General features: G+C 59.4%; 17 protein-coding genes. 4 read left to right on the top strand and 13 right to left on the bottom strand.

The window, feature by feature from the left end; translation table 11 throughout:
- Positions 1 to 22: 22 nt before the first annotated feature.
- The 3 genes from CWI66_RS01055 to CWI66_RS01045 are packed head-to-tail and all read right to left on the bottom strand — an operon-like array spanning position 23 to position 3,416.
- Positions 23 to 1,021, bottom strand: coding sequence for an alpha-L-glutamate ligase-like protein (locus CWI66_RS01055; RefSeq protein WP_100730675.1), 999 nt, complete (start codon positions 1,019 to 1,021; stop codon positions 23 to 25).
- The gene (locus CWI66_RS01050; protein WP_100730674.1) at positions 1,018 to 2,541 is read right to left on the bottom strand and encodes an inactive transglutaminase family protein; all 1,524 of its coding nucleotides are present in this window, start codon (positions 2,539 to 2,541) and stop codon (positions 1,018 to 1,020) included. Before CWI66_RS01050 ends, CWI66_RS01055 begins: the two co-directional genes overlap by 4 nt.
- Positions 2,542 to 2,579: 38 nt before the next feature.
- Positions 2,580 to 3,416, bottom strand: coding sequence for an ATP-dependent zinc protease family protein (locus CWI66_RS01045; protein WP_100730673.1), 837 nt, complete (start codon positions 3,414 to 3,416; stop codon positions 2,580 to 2,582).
- A gap of 249 nt (positions 3,417 to 3,665) precedes the next feature.
- Here CWI66_RS01045 and CWI66_RS01040 point away from each other — a divergent pair, with 249 nt between their 5' ends.
- Entirely contained in the window at positions 3,666 to 4,226 is a 561-nt protein-coding gene (locus CWI66_RS01040) for a DUF3833 domain-containing protein (protein ID WP_232710682.1), read from the top strand.
- A gap of 50 nt (positions 4,227 to 4,276) precedes the next feature.
- Here the strand turns inward: CWI66_RS01040 and CWI66_RS01035 are convergent, their stop codons facing one another.
- The 4 genes from CWI66_RS01035 to gorA form a co-directional block, all read right to left on the bottom strand.
- Positions 4,277 to 4,669 carry an ectoine synthase gene (locus tag CWI66_RS01035; RefSeq protein WP_016913836.1) on the bottom strand — a complete coding sequence of 131 codons (393 nt, stop codon included), beginning with the start codon at positions 4,667 to 4,669 and terminating at the stop codon, positions 4,277 to 4,279.
- Positions 4,670 to 4,712: 43 nt separating this feature from the next.
- Positions 4,713 to 5,981 (bottom strand): diaminobutyrate--2-oxoglutarate transaminase, encoded by a 1,269-nt coding sequence (gene ectB, locus CWI66_RS01030; protein ID WP_100730671.1) that lies wholly within the window; start codon positions 5,979 to 5,981, stop codon positions 4,713 to 4,715.
- Positions 5,982 to 6,077: 96 nt separating this feature from the next.
- The gene (ectA, locus tag CWI66_RS01025; RefSeq protein ID WP_100730670.1) at positions 6,078 to 6,656 is read right to left on the bottom strand and encodes a diaminobutyrate acetyltransferase; all 579 of its coding nucleotides are present in this window, start codon (positions 6,654 to 6,656) and stop codon (positions 6,078 to 6,080) included.
- Between the two features lie 252 nt (positions 6,657 to 6,908).
- Positions 6,909 to 8,318, bottom strand: a complete 1,410-nt coding sequence (gene gorA / locus CWI66_RS01020) for a glutathione-disulfide reductase (protein ID WP_100730669.1) — start codon at positions 8,316 to 8,318, stop codon at positions 6,909 to 6,911.
- Between the two features lie 156 nt (positions 8,319 to 8,474).
- On the opposite strand from gorA, the gene can reads away from it, so the two are divergent.
- Positions 8,475 to 9,122, top strand: coding sequence for a carbonate dehydratase (can, locus tag CWI66_RS01015; RefSeq protein ID WP_100730668.1), 648 nt, complete (start codon positions 8,475 to 8,477; stop codon positions 9,120 to 9,122).
- A 15-nt stretch (positions 9,123 to 9,137) separates the two neighbouring features.
- On the opposite strand, the gene CWI66_RS01010 is transcribed toward can, so the two are convergent.
- The 6 genes from CWI66_RS01010 to CWI66_RS00985 are packed head-to-tail and all read right to left on the bottom strand — an operon-like array spanning position 9,138 to position 18,330.
- Complete coding sequence (locus CWI66_RS01010; RefSeq protein ID WP_100730667.1) at positions 9,138 to 9,644, bottom strand: c-type cytochrome; 507 nt, start codon at positions 9,642 to 9,644, stop codon at positions 9,138 to 9,140.
- Between the two features lie 31 nt (positions 9,645 to 9,675).
- Positions 9,676 to 10,296, bottom strand: coding sequence for a peptide-methionine (S)-S-oxide reductase MsrA (gene msrA, locus CWI66_RS01005; protein ID WP_016913830.1), 621 nt, complete (start codon positions 10,294 to 10,296; stop codon positions 9,676 to 9,678).
- 10 nt (positions 10,297 to 10,306) lie between these two features.
- On the bottom strand, positions 10,307 to 14,305 hold the full coding sequence (gene tamB, locus CWI66_RS01000) for an autotransporter assembly complex protein TamB (RefSeq protein WP_446718671.1): 3,999 nt from the start codon (positions 14,303 to 14,305) through the stop codon (positions 10,307 to 10,309).
- A 9-nt stretch (positions 14,306 to 14,314) separates the two neighbouring features.
- On the bottom strand, positions 14,315 to 16,159 hold the full coding sequence (gene tamA / locus CWI66_RS00995) for an autotransporter assembly complex protein TamA (RefSeq protein WP_026001682.1): 1,845 nt from the start codon (positions 16,157 to 16,159) through the stop codon (positions 14,315 to 14,317).
- Positions 16,160 to 16,200: 41 nt separating this feature from the next.
- On the bottom strand, positions 16,201 to 17,028 hold the full coding sequence (locus CWI66_RS00990; protein ID WP_016913827.1) for a hypothetical protein: 828 nt from the start codon (positions 17,026 to 17,028) through the stop codon (positions 16,201 to 16,203).
- A gap of 9 nt (positions 17,029 to 17,037) precedes the next feature.
- Positions 17,038 to 18,330, bottom strand: a complete 1,293-nt coding sequence (locus CWI66_RS00985; RefSeq protein ID WP_100730665.1) for a nucleotide sugar dehydrogenase — start codon at positions 18,328 to 18,330, stop codon at positions 17,038 to 17,040.
- A 181-nt stretch (positions 18,331 to 18,511) separates the two neighbouring features.
- Here CWI66_RS00985 and ubiG point away from each other — a divergent pair, with 181 nt between their 5' ends.
- On the top strand, positions 18,512 to 19,255 hold the full coding sequence (gene ubiG, locus CWI66_RS00980; protein ID WP_100730664.1) for a bifunctional 2-polyprenyl-6-hydroxyphenol methylase/3-demethylubiquinol 3-O-methyltransferase UbiG: 744 nt from the start codon (positions 18,512 to 18,514) through the stop codon (positions 19,253 to 19,255).
- A complete protein-coding gene (locus tag CWI66_RS00975) occupies positions 19,256 to 19,927 on the top strand; it encodes an HAD family hydrolase (RefSeq protein ID WP_100730663.1) in 672 nt (223 codons plus the stop codon).
- The last annotated feature ends 31 nt before the right edge of the window (positions 19,928 to 19,958 follow it).

Here is a 19,958-nt window from a genome sequence, read left to right as displayed (position 1 = left end):
CGTTGAACATCATGGGCCTAGTCTACGCGGTTGCCGAAGAGGTGTCAGGGGTTTCCACCAGCTCGCTTCGCCGCGCAAAGTGATGCTGAGCAAACGCAACGCGCTTGGCTACGGGAACATTCTCTGGCTGCCGTTCGATCAGGTCCAGACGGCGGCGCAGGCCTTCACCATTGGTCATCTGGATGGCCAAACCGGGGCGCGCGTTCAGCTCCAGAAGCATCGGGCCATGTTCCCGATCCAGTACCATATCGGTGCCGAGGTAACCCAGCCCGGTCATTTCATAGCAGCCCGCTGCGAGGTGCAGCAGCGTTTCCCACTGAGGTACCACCAGGCTGGCCAGATCATGCCCGGTGTCCGGGTGGCTGAAGCAGGGGCGGTCGAACTGCACACCGCGCAGCGCGGCTCCCGTGGCGATGTTCAGCCCTACCCCCACTGCTCCCTGGTGGAGGTTGGCCTTGCCATCCGATGCCGCCGTGGACAGGCGCATCATGGCCATGACCGGATACCCCTTGAACACGATGACGCGAATGTCCGGCACGCCTTCGTAGGTATACTCCAGCAGGCTCTCGTCGAAGTTGATCAGCGTTTCGATGACCGCGACATCAGGGGAACCCCCCAGCGAATAGAGCCCAGAGAGCAGGTTCGAGACATGCCGCTCGATATCTTCCATGGTCAAGGAAGCCCCACTAGGCTTGAAGAACAGGCCATCCTCGACCCGTTCGATCACCAGGATTCCCTTGCCGCCACTGCCCTTGGCGGGCTTGATGACGAAGCCGTGGTGGCCTTCCAACATCTCGCTCATGTGCTTGACGCCGAATTGCGTGGCCACGGTGCCGATCAGTTTGGGCGTGGTAATGCCGTACTGCTCGGCCAGCAGCTTGGTCTTGAGCTTGTCATCCACCAGCGGGTAAAGATGGCGCGCATTGTACCGGCCAATATAGCGAATATTGCGCCGGTTCATGCCAATGATGCCTTTATCCCTCAGCCTGGTCGGCCAGGTCCAGTTATCGAACCAACTCATGAGGGCTTCTCGTCATCGGTGATGGGTTTGAAGCGACGCAGTTCCAGCAGGCGATAACCGGTGTAGTTGCCCAGCAGCAGAATGAACGCCATCAGGATCAGCTGTACGCCAAGGAAGTTGAAGGTGATGTGACGCACCCAGGGGTTGTTCATGGCCAGGTAAGCCAGCACCGCTGTGAGCAGGCTGCCGCCGCCCTGGATCAGTACTTGCTTGGGGCCTTCCTCTTCCCAGAGGATCGACATGCGTTCGATGGTCCAGGCAAGAATGATCATCGGGAAGAAGGTCACCGTCAGACCCGCACTCAGGCCCATGCGGTAGGCGAGTACCGTAAAGATGGAGATGATCGCGATGACCGTGATGATCACCGCCGACACCCTCGCCACCAGCAGCAGGTTGAGGTAGGAAAGGTAGTTGCGGATGATCAGACCAACGCTGACGATCAGCAGGAAACCGATCAGACCGGTCAACAGGGTGGTCTGGATAAAGGCCAGAGCAATCAGGACGGGCATGAAGGTGCCCGACGTTTTCACGCCCACCAACACGCGCAAGAAGACCACCACCAGCGCGCCAATCGGGATCAGCAGAATCGTCTGGAACAGCGCCTGCTCTTCAAGCGGCAGGCTGTGAATCGAGAAGTTGAGCAGCGTATCATCAGAGTAGTGGTTGCGAACCGCCGCTGACGCGGGCTGATTGTGGGTCAGCATGGAGAATGATACCCGCGAGTTGGTACCGCCCTGTACTTCGAGTACGGCACGTCCGCCGGTTTCCCAGAGCAGCAGATTCTCAGGACGACCGCGCTCGCCGGTGGCGGGGTTGAACAACGCCCACTCTTCGGCAGCCTGGTCAAAGACCTGGATCCAGCTACTCAGGTTTTGGCGACGCCGCCCATCTTCGAGCAGCAGGCCGCTCACTTCACGGGCCTGAACACCCGCCTGGTTGAGTAGACGCACGATCAGCGCCGAAGGCTGCATCTGGGTCAGCAGTAAGCGAGCATTTTCCCCCTGGCGATCCCCAGTGATATCGAGGATCAGCTCGCGGGCAAAGGTCGCGTTATTGGCGCTACGCGCCCAGGCACGCTCGATGAGCTGGCTGGCGGCCGTGTCATAGGGGCTTTCCCAAGGGGTAATGCTGGGGATTCCTGGCGGCGTTTGAATGGGCGAGCGGGCGTCTGGCGATACCAGCATCTGCACCGAGTAGTAAAGCTGCTGACTACCGGCTGCGTTGCGAATGGTCCACTGCGCCTGACGACCCAGCTCATCGGCCTGGTACGCCAATCCATACCCGGAAGACGCAGTATTTTCAGTCAATACGCGGTAACCCGCCTGATGCGAAGGCAGCGCGAAGTCTACCTGCACCGGCCCGTTCTGCGCATTGAAATTGATGACGGCTTCGATTTCCCATACCTGCCGCTGTTCACCCGGGAACCAGGGTATTTCGAACTGCAGATGCCTATGCACACTGGTGGCAATACCCGCCAGTAGCAGCAACCCAACGATAAAATAAAATGGCAACCGGGACATGATGATTCCTTTCAGCGTAGAGCGGCAGGGGAGTGATATTACTCTTCGGTATCGTCTTGATCGGCCGCTTCATCATCAGCCGCCTGCTCAGAAGGCTCACCGCCAGGAAATTCGGGGCGTTCATGAAGGTAGGTTTCCGCCACGTCGATGGTGGCAATGTCCATCATGAAGCGGCGACCCAGCAGCACCGGAAAATCCAGATGGGTACGGTCGTTCAGGGTGAACTCGACGTTCTCGCGGATCGGCCCCAGAGTCATCAGCAGCGAGATTACTGGGCGCGACTCTTCGCCGGAGGCCTGGACGATTCTGACGCGACGCTGAATAGGCGCCTCGATCCATTCGTCCCGAACGCGATCTACGACCACATCGTCTTCATTAAGTGCCAGCTTGAAACGCACCCAGTTCTCACCGTCGCGCTCGAAACGCGTGATATCCGAAGCAGACAGCGAGGAAGTATTGGCACCAGAATCCACCCGGGCCTTGAGGTACGTGCCGATACTGGGAAAGCCGACCCATTCGCTGCGCCCAAGCAGCGTCTTGCCGTCTTCGATGGCCTCCGCCTGACACTCTTCGCGAATGATCACGGGTTCATCGCCACGCGCTTCGAGATTGGCGACATCGTCACGCAGCAGGCGCAGTAGACTACCCACCTCGCGCACGTCGGCGGTCAGCGTGCGCTGCTGGGCAAGCTGCTGCTCATTGAGCGCCGAAGAATCCTGACACTGTTGCTGCAAGCTGGACTCGAGTTCAAGGATACGCGTGTTGAACGACGCCTCGCTTAGTGGCGGGGGCTCATTCGATTCGGGCTGCGTCACTGCACAGCCTGCAAGTGACATCGACAAACCGGCCATTAGCCATAGAACACCTGAGCGCATAACGAGGGATATCCTTAAACAATAAGAGCACGAATGATAAGGAGAAGGGTGTCTGCTTGTCCAACGCCACGGCGGCTTTTCACGAGTGCATGAGGCGTTTGTGCCACCTGATTTAACATAATATATATTATGCGAACCTAGCTGACACCAGAACAACACTGATGAGCATGCATAGGCAGATAACCCGGGGCGTGCTAAATTCTTCTACAAGAGTCATACCAAAATCAAAACTCATACAGGCAACCCACAATGAAACGTCTCTTCCGATGGCCCATACTACTGCTCATGCTGGCCACCAGCGCCCTGCTGATGGCGGGATGCTCCAGTGTAAAGGTCGAAGACTACGCAGGCACGACACCCCAGCTGGACATTGCCGACTACTTCACCGGACAAACACGCGCCTGGGGCATGGTGCAGGATTATAGCGGTAAGGTACAGCGCCGCTTTACGGTGGATATCGATGGCACTTACGAAGGCAATACCTTGACGCTGGACGAAGCCTTCGTGTTCGACGACGGTGAAACCGACCGCCGAATCTGGCAGTTCACCCGTATCGATGAGCATCGCTGGATAGGTACCGCCAATGACGTCGAAGGTCAGGTCGAAGCTCGCCAGTATGGGCATGTCTTCCACATGCGCTACCCACTGGAAATCGAGGTTAGCGGCCGTTCCATTCGCTTCACCATGGATGACTGGATGTACCTGCAGCCGGACGGTCGCTTGATCAACCGTACGTCCATGCGCAAGTTTGGCCTCACCTTGGGCGAAATTACCCTGGTGTTCGAGCAAGTGGCGCCAACCGACGACTGACGCAAAGCGGCCTGGCACCAGGCCAGGCCGCAAACACCTGCGTTCAACGATCAGTCGTCAGCGGGTGCGTAGGATCCATCTTCACGGTGCACTTCGTTACCGGTAATCGGCGGCGTGAACACACAGGCCAAGTGCATGGTCTTGTGGGCACGCAGCAGGTGCTCATCGTGCTGGTCGAGAATGTAGATGTCGCCCGGCTTGATGGGCCAGATCTTGCCATCCGCCAGGGTTTCCACTTCGCCTTCGCCTTCGATGCAGTAGACGGATTCGTAGTGGTGCTTGTAGTGAATATGAGTCTCGGTCCCTTCAAAGATGCGCGTGATATGGAACGAGAAATTGCCGCCGTCATTGGCCAATACCAGGCGCGTGCTATCCCAGTTGCCGTTTTCGGCCGTGACGAGACGGTCGGTCTTGCGAGCTTCTTCGATATTACGAACGATCATGGGCGTACTCCATAACGTGGCAGCCAAGGCGGCTGCCGTTCCATTAAGCGTTGATGACTTTCTTGACCGACGCTTCCAGAATATCCAGCGCTTCGAGCAGGTCGGCATCCGGAATGGTCAGCGGACACAGACATTTGACCACTTCGCCATCCTGGCCACTGGTTTCGATGATCAGACCCTCCTCGAAAGCCGTGCTGGTGATCTTGTCGGCAATCTCACCCGAGACCACATCGATACCACGCATCAGGCCACGACCGCGCTCTGTAGCAGGTATGCCGTTCTCGCTGAGCAGCGCTGCCAGGGCCTTGAAACGTTCTTCGACGATACACGCTTTACGCTGAACGTCGCGTTCGAAGGTATCGTTGGACCAGTATTTTTTCAGCGCCGCCGTGGCAGTCACCATGGCGAGATTGAAACCACGGAACGTACCGTTGTATTGGCCTGGCTTCCACTTGTCCAGCTCCGGGCGCATCAATACGTGGGCGAACGGCAAGCCAAAACCTGACAGCGACTTGGAGTTGGTCACGATGTCTGGCGTGATGCCTGCATGCTCGAAGCTGAAGAATTTGCCGGTACGGCCACAGCCTGCCTGAATGTCGTCCACGATGAGCAGAATGTCATGGGCACGGCAAATCTGTTCCAGGCGCTTGAGCCACTCCAGGCCCGCCACGTTGATACCGCCCTCCCCCTGCACGGTCTCGACGATGACGCCGGCCGGAACATCGAGACCACCCGACTTGTCGTTGAGCAGCTTCTCGAAGTAATCCAGCGTATCGGCGTGCTCGCCCATGTAGCCATCGAACGGCAGGAAGCTGGCACCCTGAGTGGGAATGCCACCGGTGGCTTCGCGGAACTTGCGATTACCGGTGGTGGCCAGTGCGCCCATGGTGACACCGTGGAAGCCGTTGGTGAAGGTCACAATGTTATGGCGACCTTTAGCAACACGGGCCAGGCGAATGGCCGCTTCCACTGCGTTGGTGCCGGTAGGCCCAGGCAGATGCACCTTGTAATCCAGACCCCGTGGTTTGAGGATTACGTTTTCCAGCGTTTCAAGATAGTCACGCTTGGCGCTGGTCCACATGTCCAGGCCATGTACGACACCATCCGTGGCCAGATAGTCGATCATCGCCTGCTTCAGATCGGGGTTGTTGTGGCCGTAGTTAAGCGTGCCGGCACCGGCAAGAAAATCGATGTACTCACGCCCATTCTCATCGGTCAGGCGTGCGTTCTGGGCCTTTTTGAAGACGACAGGAAAAGAACGTGAATAGGTACGAACATTGGATTCCATGCGTTCGAGCGTCTGGGTCTGCATAAGCGACCTCCTTATCAGTCGGGTCTGGTTGGCCTGATCGGCAAAAAGTGGCAGCCGGGGCAACACAAGTGGGAAAACCGTTAACCTTGAAAGCTGTCAGAGACTGCCAGTTTGAAACGGGCCGATTCTTACCAGGTTTTCCGGATCGTGCTCTCCACCGAGCTGTTCGGTCGAAAAGTATTCTCGGCTATTCAGCGGGGCCTGCCAGCGGGCAGCCAGGCGGCGAAACAGCCCCCAGGATGCCTGGTTGTCTGGCGTAATGGTGGTTTCGAGGTGATGCACGTCATCCAGTTCAGGACGCGACATGATCGCCTCTACCAGCCGCCGTGCAAGCCCTGTACCACGGGCTTTCTCACCTACGGCGACTTGCCATAGGAAGTAGGTATCAGGGGCATTGTCTTTCACATAACCTGAGACGAAGCCAACGATTTCGCCCTCTTCGCTAGTGGCCACTGCGCAGGTATCGCGAAACTGGGTTGCCAACAGCAGGTAGGCATACGCGGAGTTGACGTCTAGCGGTGGACACGCCTTGACCAGCTCGTAAATGCCCCAACCGTCGTCGGCGTTGGGCTTGCGAATGAACAGCGGCGCTTCGGCATGGCCCACGACGGCATCGGCCACGGTGGGTCTGGCGAGTTCCGCAGAGGGCGTAAAAGGCTTGATAGGCGTACTCATGGTTATGCTTCGCTGTAGCGAATTTGAGTTTCATTATAACAGCTGATTATGAGCAATTCAAAAATCATATTATTTATCCGTGGCTTTTCCATAATTCAGGATTATCAAAACGCCTGCCCGGCGCGCTGGGATCCACTGCACGACCATGATTCACTGAGTCTAGAACACCCACGCGTATGCGCGAGACAAAAAAAGAGGCAAGCTTCCGCTCGCCTCTCTGTTTGACACTAATGCCTCTGGCCAAGCCGACGCTCAGTAGCGTGAGGGAGTCCTTAGCGTGACGAACTCTTCTGCCGCCGTGGGGTGAATGCCCACGGTACGATCGAAGTCTTCCTTGGTCAGCCCTGCGCGCACGGCAATGGCAATGCCCTGGATCAGTTCCCCCGCCTCTTCGCCTACCATATGGGCCCCCACCACGACATCAGTGGCATCGTCGACGATCAGCTTCATCAATACACGCTCATCGCTCCCCGAGAGCGTGTGCTTCATGGGCTTGAAGTCGGTGCGATAGACCCGAATGCCGTCGAACTGCTCTCTGGCGGCTTCTTCGGAGAGCCCTACCGTGCCGATATTGGGATGACAGAACACGGCGGTCGGGATCGTGTGGTAATCCAGTGGTCGTGGAGCCCGCTGATGAAAGTGGATGTCGACCAGCTGCATGGCTTCTGCCAGCGCGACAGGCGTCAGTTCTGGGCCCGCGGTCAAATCCCCCAGCGCCAGAACGGAGGGCACGCGGGTCTGGAATCGAGCGTCTACCGGCACCTTGCCGTCCGCATCCAGCTCGATCTGCAGCGCCTCGAGCCCTAGTCCTGCCGTATTGGCTTTCCGACCCGTCGCTGCCAACACGGCATCGACTTCCAATACGTCACCGTTGGTCAGCTCCACTCGGAGCGCGCCACACTCCAGCGCATCGATACGAACGATGTTGACACCGAAATGAAGATTGACGCCTTTCTTGGCCATTTCCGCGCGGGTGAACTCCCGAACTTCCTGATCGAACCCTTTCAGGAACATCTCACCGCGATAAATGAGGTGGGTGTCGCTCCCCAGTCCATTGAAGATGCTGGCAAACTCCACCGCGATATAGCCGCCCCCCAGCACCAGGAAACGCTCAGGGAAGCGTTCGAGATCAAATACCTGATTGGAGGTGAGCGCCAGTTCGCTGCCCGGGAACTCGGGCACCCATGGCCAGCCACCCGTCGCCAGCAGGATCTTCTCGGCACTGTAAGTGGTTTCCTGACCCTCTTGGGTCAACACAACCTGATGCGGCCCTACCAACCGTGCACGGCCATTGAGCAGCGTGACGCCCGCACCTTCCAGCATACGCTGGTAAATGCCATTGAGGCGCTTGATCTCGCTGGTCTTGTTGTCGCGCAAGGTAGTCCAGTCAAAGGTCGGCGGCACACTCATTTGCCAGCCAAAACCTGCCGCATCGTCAAAGCTGTCGTGAAAATGCGCAGCGTAGGAGTATAGCTTCTTGGGCACACAGCCTACATTGACGCAGGTGCCACCCAGGTAACGATCCTCAGCCACCGCTACCCGAGCGCCAGTCGCCGCAGCCATACGCGCGGCACGCACGCCTCCCGACCCCGCCCCAATCACCAGTAAATCGTAATCATGCGCCGTGTTGGCTGACCCGGTGTCTGACATCGTTTCTGACATGGTTGCTTCTACTCCTTGCTTGAAGCTGCCGCACTTGATAGGCAGCCCCCGGTTGATCTGGAACTGACGAGACGCATAAAACTCGTTACTCTGTACGCCCTCGGCAGCATTGGCATGCTGCTTCTACGATGGAACTCGTGCTCCTGGGAGACTCAATTGTCCGATAAAATTGCCACGCTGCTGGAAAACAACCGCGCCTGGGCCGAGCGGATGTGTCAGGAAGACCCTGATTATTTCAAGCGCCTCTCGAGCCAACAAAAGCCAGACTACTTGTGGATTGGCTGCTCCGATAGCCGCGTACCGGCCAATCAGATCATCGCGTTGCCGCCTGGCGAAGTGTTCGTTCACCGCAACGTCGCGAATCTGCTGCACCATACCGACATGAACGCCCTGTCGGTGGTGCAGTATGCCGTCGACGTCCTCAAGGTCAGTCATATCATGATCGTTGGCCACTACGGCTGCGGGGGCATCAAGGCCGCCGTCACCGGAGGCGAGTGCGGCGTCGTGGACTACTGGCTGCACTCGGTGCGTGAGCAGTACAACCAGCACCGCCAAACGCTGGAAGCCCTGCCTCTCGACGCGCAAATCGATCGAATGTGTGAACTCAACGTACAGGCGCAAGTGAACAGCCTGTGTCGCACCAAGATCCTCCAGCGCGCCTGGCAGCGTGGCCAGAAGATCTCGGTGCATGGTTGGGTATATGGCCTGGACGATGGCCGAGTGAAGGACCTCGATTGCACCATCAGTGGGCTCGAACAGGTCGAGACCCTCTACCGTATCGACCGCGTTCAGCCGGGCGATTGAGCATAGGCCATCGCGCTAGTTGTAGCGATAAGCGCGGTGGCAGCTCCGGCAGCTGAGACTCACGTCCGAAAAGGCCCGCGTAGCGGCACGGTAATCCTCCTGCTGTGCGGCCTCCACCAGGTCGGCTACTTTTTCTTCCAGGTCAACGAAACCCGCCGAGAAGTCTTCCCACTCCTGCCATATTTCCGGCCGAGCATCGGAACCACGCCCATGGGTGCCTTCGATGAAGGCAGGCAAAAAATGTGCTTGAGTGGCCTTTTGCTGCAGCGCTTCCAGCCGCGGCTCGGCACCACGAGCATCCCGATTATTGACCAGGTCGAAACGCAGCTGGCGCAGCAGCCGCTCCAGGTCTTTCAACTCATCCTGGCGCCATATCACGGCTTCTCGTTCACTGGCAAACGGCGTATCTTCTACCGTTGTCGGCATGTCCGGCGTGCTGGCCTGAGTCGTCGACCCCAGCGTCAACAGCGCACACCCCGCCATGTTAATCAGCCATGGATAGTCACGTCCACGTCGCCACATCGTTGTTATCCTGTTCAAACGGTCATCGTTGTTAGCCAATCGCACAGGTCACGCCCGTGCCCTTCAACCCGCAATAGCCACCGGGATTTTTATCGAGGTACTGCTGGTGGTACGCCTCGGCATAGTAGAACGTGTCCAGCGGTTTGATTTCCGTGGTGATACGCCCTTTGCCCGCCGCTTCCAGCGCTTGTTGAAACTCAGCGGCACTCTGCTGGGCACGCGCCAACTGCTGCGCCGTGGTGGTGAAGATCGCTGAACGGTACTGGCTGCCGATATCGTTGCCCTGACGGTCTCCCTGAGTAGGGTCGTGCTCTTCCCAGAAAATCTGCAGCAGCTTTTCCAGACCAATCACACTCGGATCATAAACGACCCGCACGACTTCCGTGTGCCCGGTAAGCCCGGTACAGGTCTCCTGATAAGTAGGGTTGGGAGTGGTACCGCCCGCATAACCGGCAGCTGTGACGACCACACCGGGCTGACGCCAGAAAAGGCGCTCCACGCCCCAGAAGCAGCCCATCCCCAGCACGATTTCCTCGCAGCCAGCCGGAAATGGCGGATGCAGCGACGCCCCTGTCACGGTATGCACCTCACTGGTCTCGATAGGCGTGCTGCGGCCTTCGGGTGCCGTCTGGCGAGATGTAAAAAACGACATCGATGTTCTCCTATTGCTGCGGATAGACGTAAGGATCGCCCGAGCGGGTAAAGGTGTAAATCAGGTCAACCGCTTGATTCGCACCAGACACCGCCTGGAGGTACAAGTTCCGCCACAGGGTGTAGCGCAGCGTCAGCTCAGCGATGGGCGAGAAAATGCCCACCCCGTAGCTGATGCGCAAGTCATCGGTCAGCTGGCCACTCACCGCCACCTGACTTTCATCGCCCGCCCCCGTGGTATCCAGCGTCAGGTCATCGATCCCGAAGGCTTGTCCCAGCGAGCCGACAGCCCCACCGGTCCGACCCAATGACATGCCGATCAGTGCCGTGGTCAGGGCACTATCGATGCCGCCACCCGAAGCGTCAGGGGCACGACCACGTAACAGATACGAAAGCGCGCGGGTCTCGTCCATGGAGGGCTCGGCAAAGATCAACACGTTCGGCTCTTCGGCGTTGCCCGAGACCCGCAGCCCGGCAATGACCTCGTCTTCGGTGATGTCCGGGTTACGGATCGCTTCGAAATCCAGCACGGGCAAGCCAGGCGGACCGCTAAAGAGCAGTTGGCCACGCCGAATCAGCAAGTCCTGCCCAAAGGCCTGGAAGCGGCCATCCACCAGGTTTACGTCACCAAACAGCTGCAGCACCCCGCTCTCCTGGCGTATTTCCAGGCTACCCCCTAAACCAGACTCGAGGCCGTAGGCGGAAATCTGCATGTCGCGACCCAGGGTCAAGGTAATCAGGACATCGATGGCCATTCCCGTGGCCGTCAGTTCCTCGGCAGCGCTGGGGTCTTCGCCCGCTGCGATGGCGCGCTGGCGCGCCTGTTCGGCTTCTCGATCATCACGCTCGGTAATGATGATCTCATCGGGGCTGGGCGAGGTGGCCGACGAGGGCAGATCGCCTATTTCCAGCCGCGCCCAGGGCAAGTCGACATTGCCCCTGACCTGCAAACGCTCTGGAGTAATGCGTACACGAATGTCTGGTGCGGCTTCCATGCGGCCGAACTGGGGCAGTACCACCAGCAGGGGCTCCTGAGTGGCATTGAGATCTATCCCGATCCGCCAGGCATCGCTGGCTGGCCAATAAGCTTCGCCGCTGATGTTCAATCGGCCTCTTTCGGCAGCGACGAAGCCGTCGATATCCCCCCGCTCACCATCGAAGATGATGCCGAATTCACCGTCCTGAACGTCCACCGGGATGTCCGGGCCATGTACTCGCAGGCCACGCAAGGCGAGCTGCCCCTGCAGGTCGGGCTGCTGTGTGCTACCGCCAATTTGGACGCTGCCGTTCAACGCCCCCTCGAGGCGGTCCATACCCAGCATCATCGGACGATAGGGTTCCAGGGAGACATTGTTGGCACGCAGTTCGCCTGCCAAGGCTCCTTGACCCAAGGGGTCGTTGACGGAGAGATCGAGGGTTATTTCTCCGGCTTCGGACAGCGAGAGCAGCAGGTTGGCATCGGCCTGTGATTGATTGGCCTCGATTTGGGTATCCAGGTTCAACACCGGCAGGGCCACCGGCTGGCCGTAATCGTTGATGGCGGTGATCGCCAGCTCACTGAGTGCTTGCACGTTGGCTTGCCAGCGCGCGCCTCCCTGACGCCAGTTGGCCGCCAGCTCAGCGGTCGTGGCACCCTCGAAACGCCACTCTTCGGGCAAGAACGGTTCGAGCACCTCCATGGGGACTTCGCTGACTCGCAGGCTGGCTTGCCCCTGCTCTGCCGATGCCGTCATGGGCTCATCCGAACAGACCAGGCCGCCTTCCAGTCGCCGCAAGCAGAATGGCGACAGTCTCGCCTGGCCATTGGCCAGGTTGTAGCCGATATCCAGCGGCGCTTCGAGGCGAATACTGCCCGCCTCGCTGTCCAGCTCCAGCGGCATCAGCCGGGCTTGATACTGCTCCGTATCCTGATTGAAGCGGCCATCCAAAGCCAACGAGGCAGCGCTGAGCACATTGCCTGGCGCACCGTCGACATTGACGCTCAGAGTATGTTGAGACAAGCGCCCGCTCAGATTGACGGCCAGGCTGGATAGCGCCTGCCCACCGGCATTGACACTTTGGGCATCGAGTTCGATACGCAGCACCGGATCATCGACCCCCTGAACATTGGCCGCCAGGCCAAGGGTTTCAATACGGTTTTCGGCAAACCTCAGTTGATTGCCGGTCAAGCGTGCGACCAACTCGGGGGCACTGAAGCTCCCGGTAGCGCGGAGGTCGCCGCTGAGGCGACCGGCCAGCTCCGGGTGCAGCGTTTGCAGTTCGGTGAGCGCGATATCCGCCTGCAGCGACATGGCTTGTTCACTCACCTGGCCGGAAGCCGTCAGGCGGTTGTTCCCCTGCGTGAACAGCAGTCGTTCGATAGCGACTTCCAGGTCGCTGTTGGCCTCCAGCGCGGCCTCCAGCGTCAGCGGATACTCTTGCAACTCACCGTCGATGGCCAGCTCAGGGAGCGCAATGTCCCAGCGCTCTCCCTGCTGCTGAACGTTGGCAGTCAGGCGCCCATTCAGGTTGCCTTCCAACTGGTCGACGAATAGCGAGGGGTCGACACTGCTCAATTGCACACTGGCATCGATGCGCAGCGCCTCGGCCCAGTTCACTTGTCCTTCGCTGGTCAAGCGGCTCTCTTCGATACGCAGGTTGAGGGGCGCCCAGCGGAAGGAGGTCATGTCACCATCGCCGGTCAGGTCTATCGACGTATCCGGCACCTGAGGCGCCTGCGCGTCGACCAGCAGCCGCACGGCGTAGGCGTCCAGGCTACCGTTGACGGTCAAATCCACATCTTGTGCCACGTAGGTGGTGTCGGGGTCACGCTCCATGCTTTCCAGCGGCCACTCGACGCGTTCGCTCTGCAGCCTCGCGGTAAAGGGCACATCAGGCGCCAGGACATCGACGTCGGCAGCCAGGGTCGCGTTGATCTGCCCCGACACATCCAGCTCCGCCGACAGATCCGCCAGCGAGCCAGAAAGCCGAAGCGTCAGCGTTTCTCCGCTCAAGGCCGGGAAGAGTTCCGGCAGCAGAAGCACGCTGTGCAGCTCGGCTTCCAACGGGTAATCGTCTGCCAGCGTCACATCCGCCATCAACCGCGCCGTGGCATCCCGGGTATCCACCTCAAGCGTAGAAAGCACCACGTTGTCACGCTCAGCATGTCCGGCCAGCAGTACTCGCTCCACGTCATAGGTGAACGCACCGGCCACGCTGACATCGGTGACCAACAGCGACGTGATCGCCACATCGATGGGTAGCTCGATGGCTGGCAGCGACAGTCGTTCACGCGGTGCCGGGGAACCCGCTATTGGCTCCTCATCGTGGGGCTGATTCACTTGGATGGCACTATCGATACCGACGGCGGTGAGCGGCGTGTCGATATCCTCTGTGAGCTGCCCACCCGGTGAAAGCGGCAGATGAACGGCAAGGCGTTCAAGGCGCGTCGGCTCGATGATGAGCTGCTGCTGTGCGCCAGAGAGGGAGGTAGAAAAGCGCTCCCAGGCCACATGGGTGCCATCGGCCAGGTGCAGCTGAACGTCGCTGATATCGATATCACGCAGCTCGATAGGGAATGGCAGGTGAATGCGCGAAAGGGGCGTGGATTCGCTGTCGGGCTCTTCAGGTGCATCGCTGGCAGCCAAGCGGATATCGGCGCCCGAGAGGTGCAATCTTTCCAGGCACAGCCTACCTGACAGCAGACAATCGTCGGCCCAGGCAAGCTCCACCTCATCCAGGGTCACCTGCGTGCCGCCCATGGCCAAGTGAAAGCCCTGAAGCCGAAAGCTCTCCAGCAGCGCCCCTTCCTGCTGTTCATAGCTGAACCAGCCGCGCTGTTCACCTTGTGAGAACAGCTGTGCCGTGCCCCAGGGGGACAGCGCCACGCCCAGCAACAGGGCGGCCAGGCCCAGCACCCAAAGGGGCAACAGAATCATCAAACGCAGCAGACTCCACAGCGTCAGCCATAGGCGACGCCGACTAGAGAGCATCTCGCGGTTTGGGGGTGTCGTTACATCAACCTTGGCCAAAGAGCTCTCCTAGAATTCTGGTCCGATCGAAAAGTGCACGCGGTAGTCATCGTCGTTGTCGAACGGGTGCGCCACGTCGAAGCGTATTGGGCCCACCGGCGATACCCAACGCACACCTACCCCCGCCCCGGTCTTCAGATCTTCGGGGCCCCAGTTATCGAATGCATCACCGCTGTCGACGAAGGCAGCGCCCCACCAGTCGCCCGTCACGCGGCGCTGATACTCCAGCGTGGAGGTCAGCATTTGCTGGCCACCGCGCAAACGACCCTGCTCGTTACGCGGAGAGAGGCTTTCGTAGGAGTACCCGCGTACACTGCGATCCCCACCGGCAAAAAAGCGCAGTGATGGCGGTAGTTTATCGAAATCGTCGGTTTCGATGGCGCCAACGCTCAGGCGCGCCACGAAGCGGTTGTCGCTGCCCAGCATGCGTATCCATTCGGTGTCGCCGGTGAGTCGGGCAAAGTCGGCATCCGAGCCCCAGGTACTATCGGAGTATTCCAACGACAGCTGCTGACGATCTCCCCAGACGGGGAATCGCTGTGGGCGAGTGCGCGTACGCGACCACTGGATACCGGGATAGAAGATCCACACCTGGTCGGCCTGGCCCCCTTGGGTAAAGTCCTCATAGGTAGTTCTGAAGTACAGCGTTTGCACCCAGCGGTTCTCGAACTCCCAGCGCCGCGCTATCTCGACCGTGCCTTGCAGTGAGCGGGTATCGCTGTCATCGATATTGCGCACGCCGTACTGAAGGCGATAGTTGTCCCGGATCGGGTCTTCAAGGGGGATGTTATACACCCCGGTGAAGCGCTGCTCGGGCGCCGACAGGTAAAGATTATGATCCAGGCTATGCCCCAGCTGATTGATCCACGGCTGACGCCAGCCAAAGCGCAGCCTGGGGCCCACATCGGTGGCAAAGCCTATCCCCACCTCGTACTGATGGCGGTCGGCGGGTTCAACATTGACATCAATGGGAAGACGCGTGTCGTCGCGACGATGAAGGCTCAATGCACTGGTCAGCGCCGCACTGCTAATCCGTGGCCGCTCTGGCTGAGTGGCAGCGACTTCGCTCCACCAGGGATCTCCCCCGCTGGGGGGCGCTATGATCAATTCACGGGCGGTTTCCAGGCGGGGACGCACGGAGACCGAGCTGAACCAACCGGTTTCAGCCAGCCGCTGATTGTAGAGTGCCAGGGACTCGGCAAGGTAGGGGTCGCCTGCTTCGAACGTCTGCATCTGCCGAAGACGGTCAGGCTCGATATGACTTCCGGTGATGAGCGTGTTACCGAACTGGTAGCGAGGCCCACTATCGAAGCCCATGTAGAGCCTCGCGCTTTCCAGGTAGGGGCGCACTTCCATACGCCGGTCCGAAAACCCCCAGTCGAAATAGCCGCGCTCGATGGCCAGCCCGGAAAACTGATTGCGCAGCCGATCCCAGGGTGCGTGGCGCAAAGGGTCGCCGACGTTGAGGGGAAAATCGTCCAGGGCTTCCTGAAAAGGCGGATCGTCTGCCGCATCGCCAGTGACGTTGATCTCCAGGACTTCAATGGTAACGCGTGGCCCCGGCTCGATACGCACGGCGACCGGCGTCTCTTCGAGAGAGACACGCACCTCGGGCTGGTAATAGCCATACACCCGCATGGCTTCCTGGGTGCGCTGACGAATTTCCCCCTCCAGGCGTACATCGGTGTACTGCTCTGCGTCGATATTTTCGAGGTAAGCACTGATATTGTTGCGCACCTGCTGGTTGACGCCGCTAATATTGGCCTCGAGCCCCCATACCGATACCGAAGCCGCCCATAGCGGTAGTGCGCAAACCACGCGCGCCATGCCGGACCATCGCCGTTGTCTTCCCATACGCTTTTATCCCTAACCCCAAATTATCGGCTTGCGGCATGCTAGTTACGCAGCATCTCCATTTGTGCGCTGAAGGCCAGCTGGGCTTGACGCACTTGCCGCACATCGCTTTCGAGGGTGGCCAACCGCTGCGACCACTCGGCCTCCAGTGACGCCAGCTCGGACTGGCTGGCAAACGTGGCAGAGGTATCATCCTCCAGCGCTTCAGACAGCTGGCCCAACTGCTGCTCCATGGTAACACGCCACTGCTGCTGCTCTGCCAGTGCGGCTTGCTCACTGGCCAATTGCCGTTCCAGTTCCTCGAGTCGTTGGCCAAAGGTCTGTTCCAGGTAAGAGACCTCTTCCAGCAAATTTTGTCTACCGGAAGTTCCTACCTGTTCCAGCGCATTCAGCGACGCACGAATCGCAGCAAGCTGACTGTCTCGCATGGCAGCTTGCTCCTGCAGGCGTTCGAACTGCTGCGACACAGAATCCAGCGCATCGCTGGAAGCGCTGGCCTCATGGTCCGTAAGTAGCCCATACAGCTCTTCACGTGTGGTGGTGAGCGCGATGGCAAGCTGCTCTTGCTCCTGGAAAAGCGTGGCCATCTGAGCTTGTACAAAGGTTATCTCATCCTGAGCATCAGTGTCACCCGAGTCCAATCGTGCATGCAGATTAGAGACTTCGCCACTGACACGACTAACCTGGCGGAGTAGCTCTTCGCGCTCGTACCACAGCAACACCGACGCCCCGGCCAGGGCCAGGAAGAGCAACATCAAGAAAAACCATAATGGCCAGAGCCTGGGCCCCTTGCGATGCCGCAAGTGCTGAGCAGTAAAGCTCTGGTCGACATCCGGCACGATACGAGGTGATGAGATGGCGTCAGACATGGTTTTTCCTTAGGGCAATATCGGGTCGGCGCGTCGTCCAATTCCCCGGTAGTGTAGGCCACAGCTGGCGACAAAAGCAGGGTCGTAGATATTGCGGCCATCCAGTACCAGCTTTTCTCCCAGTAGCGTCGCCAGGCGATGCCAATCCGGGTTCCAGTAAGTCTTCCATTCAGTCACCAGCATCAAGGCATCTGCCCCTTGGCACGCAAGGTAAGGGTCTCCCTGAACAGGGATCAGATCATCCCGCTGGCCCACTACTTCATGCAAAGCTGGCAACGCGGCAGGGTCATGCAGCTTGACCGTCACGCCCTGCGCCCACAGGGCCTCTAACAGCGTGAGTACCGGGGCGTGGTCGATGCGTGCCGTTCCCGGCTTGAAGGCGGCCCCCCACACGGCAATCGTTTTACCCGCCAGGTTGCCGTCGAAAAACGTCCATAGCTTTCTGAACAGGGTCTCTTTTTTCTGCTCGTTGATATCCATGACCTGCTCCAGCAAAGCGGAGTAACGACCATGCGCCGATTGAATATCGGCCAGCCCCATCAGGTCACGGGAAAAATTGGGCCCACCAAAGCCACAGCCAGGATAAAGATACTCGAAACCGATCCGGCTATCCGCCCCCATCCCCTGTCGCACATGCTCCACATCCACGCCTAGCGTATCCGCCAGGCCAGCAATTTCGTTCATGTAGCTGATACGTGTCGCCAACATACCATTGATCGCCAGTTTGGTCAGTTCAGCCGCTCGACAGGGCATGCGCTGGAACACTTCACTACGGCGGTTGAAGGCGCGCAATAGCTCACGGGTGACCTGCTCACCGTGGGCATCGTCACAGCCCAGCAACCAACGCATCGGCCGTGTAAAAGCGGCCCACGCCCGCCCCTCCTCCAGGGTATCAGGCAGTGCCACACGGCTATGTTGACGGCCCATTAGCGCATGCAGGCGCTCCGTTTCACCCACAGGGAAGGTCGAGTTATTGATCAGCACTCCCCCATGATAACCGGCAAACAGCGGGCTACTGAGCAGTTGGCGCGCAGAATCACGCTGGCTGGGAGACAGTGCCAACCAGACCACATCGGGGGTATGAGATGTGTCAAGTGTTTCGATGACACGCAGTTGGCCCGACGCCAGGGCCTGTTCCAACTGCGCCATGAGCGAAGGCTCGCGGCGCAGCCAGTCGACCTGGGCCAACGATAACCATGGCATGTTTTCATGCAACAGCCAGTCCACCTGGTGTCCTACCCAAGCGAGTGCGGCAGCCGCCGTGGCAGCACTCAGTTCACTGCCGTGCAGTAATACCCGCATTCAAAGGCTCTCCATGGCAAACAACCGTCGATAAAATAGGGGGTTGGGCATCATGCCTTGCTCCTTTTCATGCGTTCCGCTCCGGGAGTGGTTAGAATACGTCCATACTCAACGATAGAGGGGTGATGGGCAAGGCATTGCCCTCCCCGCTTTATTGCCGACTTGCTCAGGGAGCCATACCATGCCATCGACTCTTCAGGATAGCACCACTGACCGCCTACAGGGCAACGTTGATGCGGCAGAAGTTGCCAAATTTGAAGCACTTGCCAGCCGCTGGTGGGACCCTCACAGTGAGTTCAAGCCACTGCATGACATCAACCCGTTACGGCTGGACTTCATTGATGCCCGTTCTGGCCTGGCAGGCAAACAGGTGTTGGACGTGGGCTGTGGTGGGGGCATTCTGAGCGAAGCCATGGCCCACCGAGGCGCCCGCGTGACCGGCATCGACATGGGCGAGGCCCCACTGGGGGTGGCCCGGTTGCACGCCGAGGAGAGCGGCGTCGAGATCGACTACCAACACATCAGCGTCGAAGCCCTGGCCGTCCAACAGCCGGGGACGTTCGATGTGGTCACCTGCATGGAAATGCTGGAGCACGTGCCTGATCCGGCTTCGATCATTCATGCCTGTAGCCAACTGGTGCGGCCAGGCGGCCACGTTTTCTTCTCTACGCTGAATCGCACGCCCAAATCCTACGCCTTCGCTATCGTCGGTGCCGAATATCTGCTCAAGCTGCTTCCCCGCGGCACCCACGATTACGCAAAATTCATTCGCCCGTCTGAAATGGCCCACTGGGCGCGTAGCGCCTCGCTGGAAGTGCGTGAGCAGAGCGGCTTGACCTATAACCCGCTCACACGCCACTACCGCCTGGTGGCCCACGACGTATCGGTCAACTATATGATGCACTGCCGCAAGGTGAGCGAATAGATGTGCCGTTCAGCCCCCCATGCCGTTATCTTCGATCTGGATGGCACGCTGGTGGACACAGCGCCGGACCTGGCCGCCGCCACTAATGCCTTGAGAGCCCATCATGGCCTCGCGGCCCTGCCCTTCGAACAGATTCGCGGGCAGGTCTCCAACGGTGGCAGCGCGCTGGTCACCCTGGCTCTGGGCCTCGAAAGCGGCAGTGATGAGCATGAGCAGGCGCGTGATTTTCTACTCGATGCCTACGAGCAAAAAGTGGCCGTGCATAGCCGACTGTTTTCGCCGCTGGACGTGTGGCTGCCTGCCTGGCAGGAAAGCGCTCGCCCCTGGGGGATCGTCACCAACAAGCCACGGCGTTATACCGTTCCGTTATTGGATGCCTTGGCTCTTACCCCTGGCACACTGCTGTGTGCCGATGACTTGAGCGTCAAGAAGCCTGCGCCGGAACCCTTGTGGGAGGCCGCCAGACAGCTGGGAGTAGCGCCAGAGCGTTGTTGGTACATAGGCGATCATGTCAGGGACATGCAGGCAGCGCGAGCGGCTGGCATGCTGGCCGTAGCGGTGGGCTATGGCTACATCAGCGAAGAGGATGACTACCAGCAGTGGCCTGCCGATGTCTGGTTTGCGACGTGCGAGGAGCTGGTGGCCGCACTAAACGACCACCGCTCCCCGTAATCTACCCAACGGCCCATGGGGCCGTTGGCGT

It is taken from the genome of Halomonas sp. 141, assembly GCF_002810305.1.
GTDB classification, from domain to species: Bacteria; Pseudomonadota; Gammaproteobacteria; order Pseudomonadales; family Halomonadaceae; genus Vreelandella; species Vreelandella stevensii.
The sequence above is the reverse complement of the archived record's forward strand: the minus strand, read 5'-3'. Positions and strand labels throughout refer to the sequence as shown.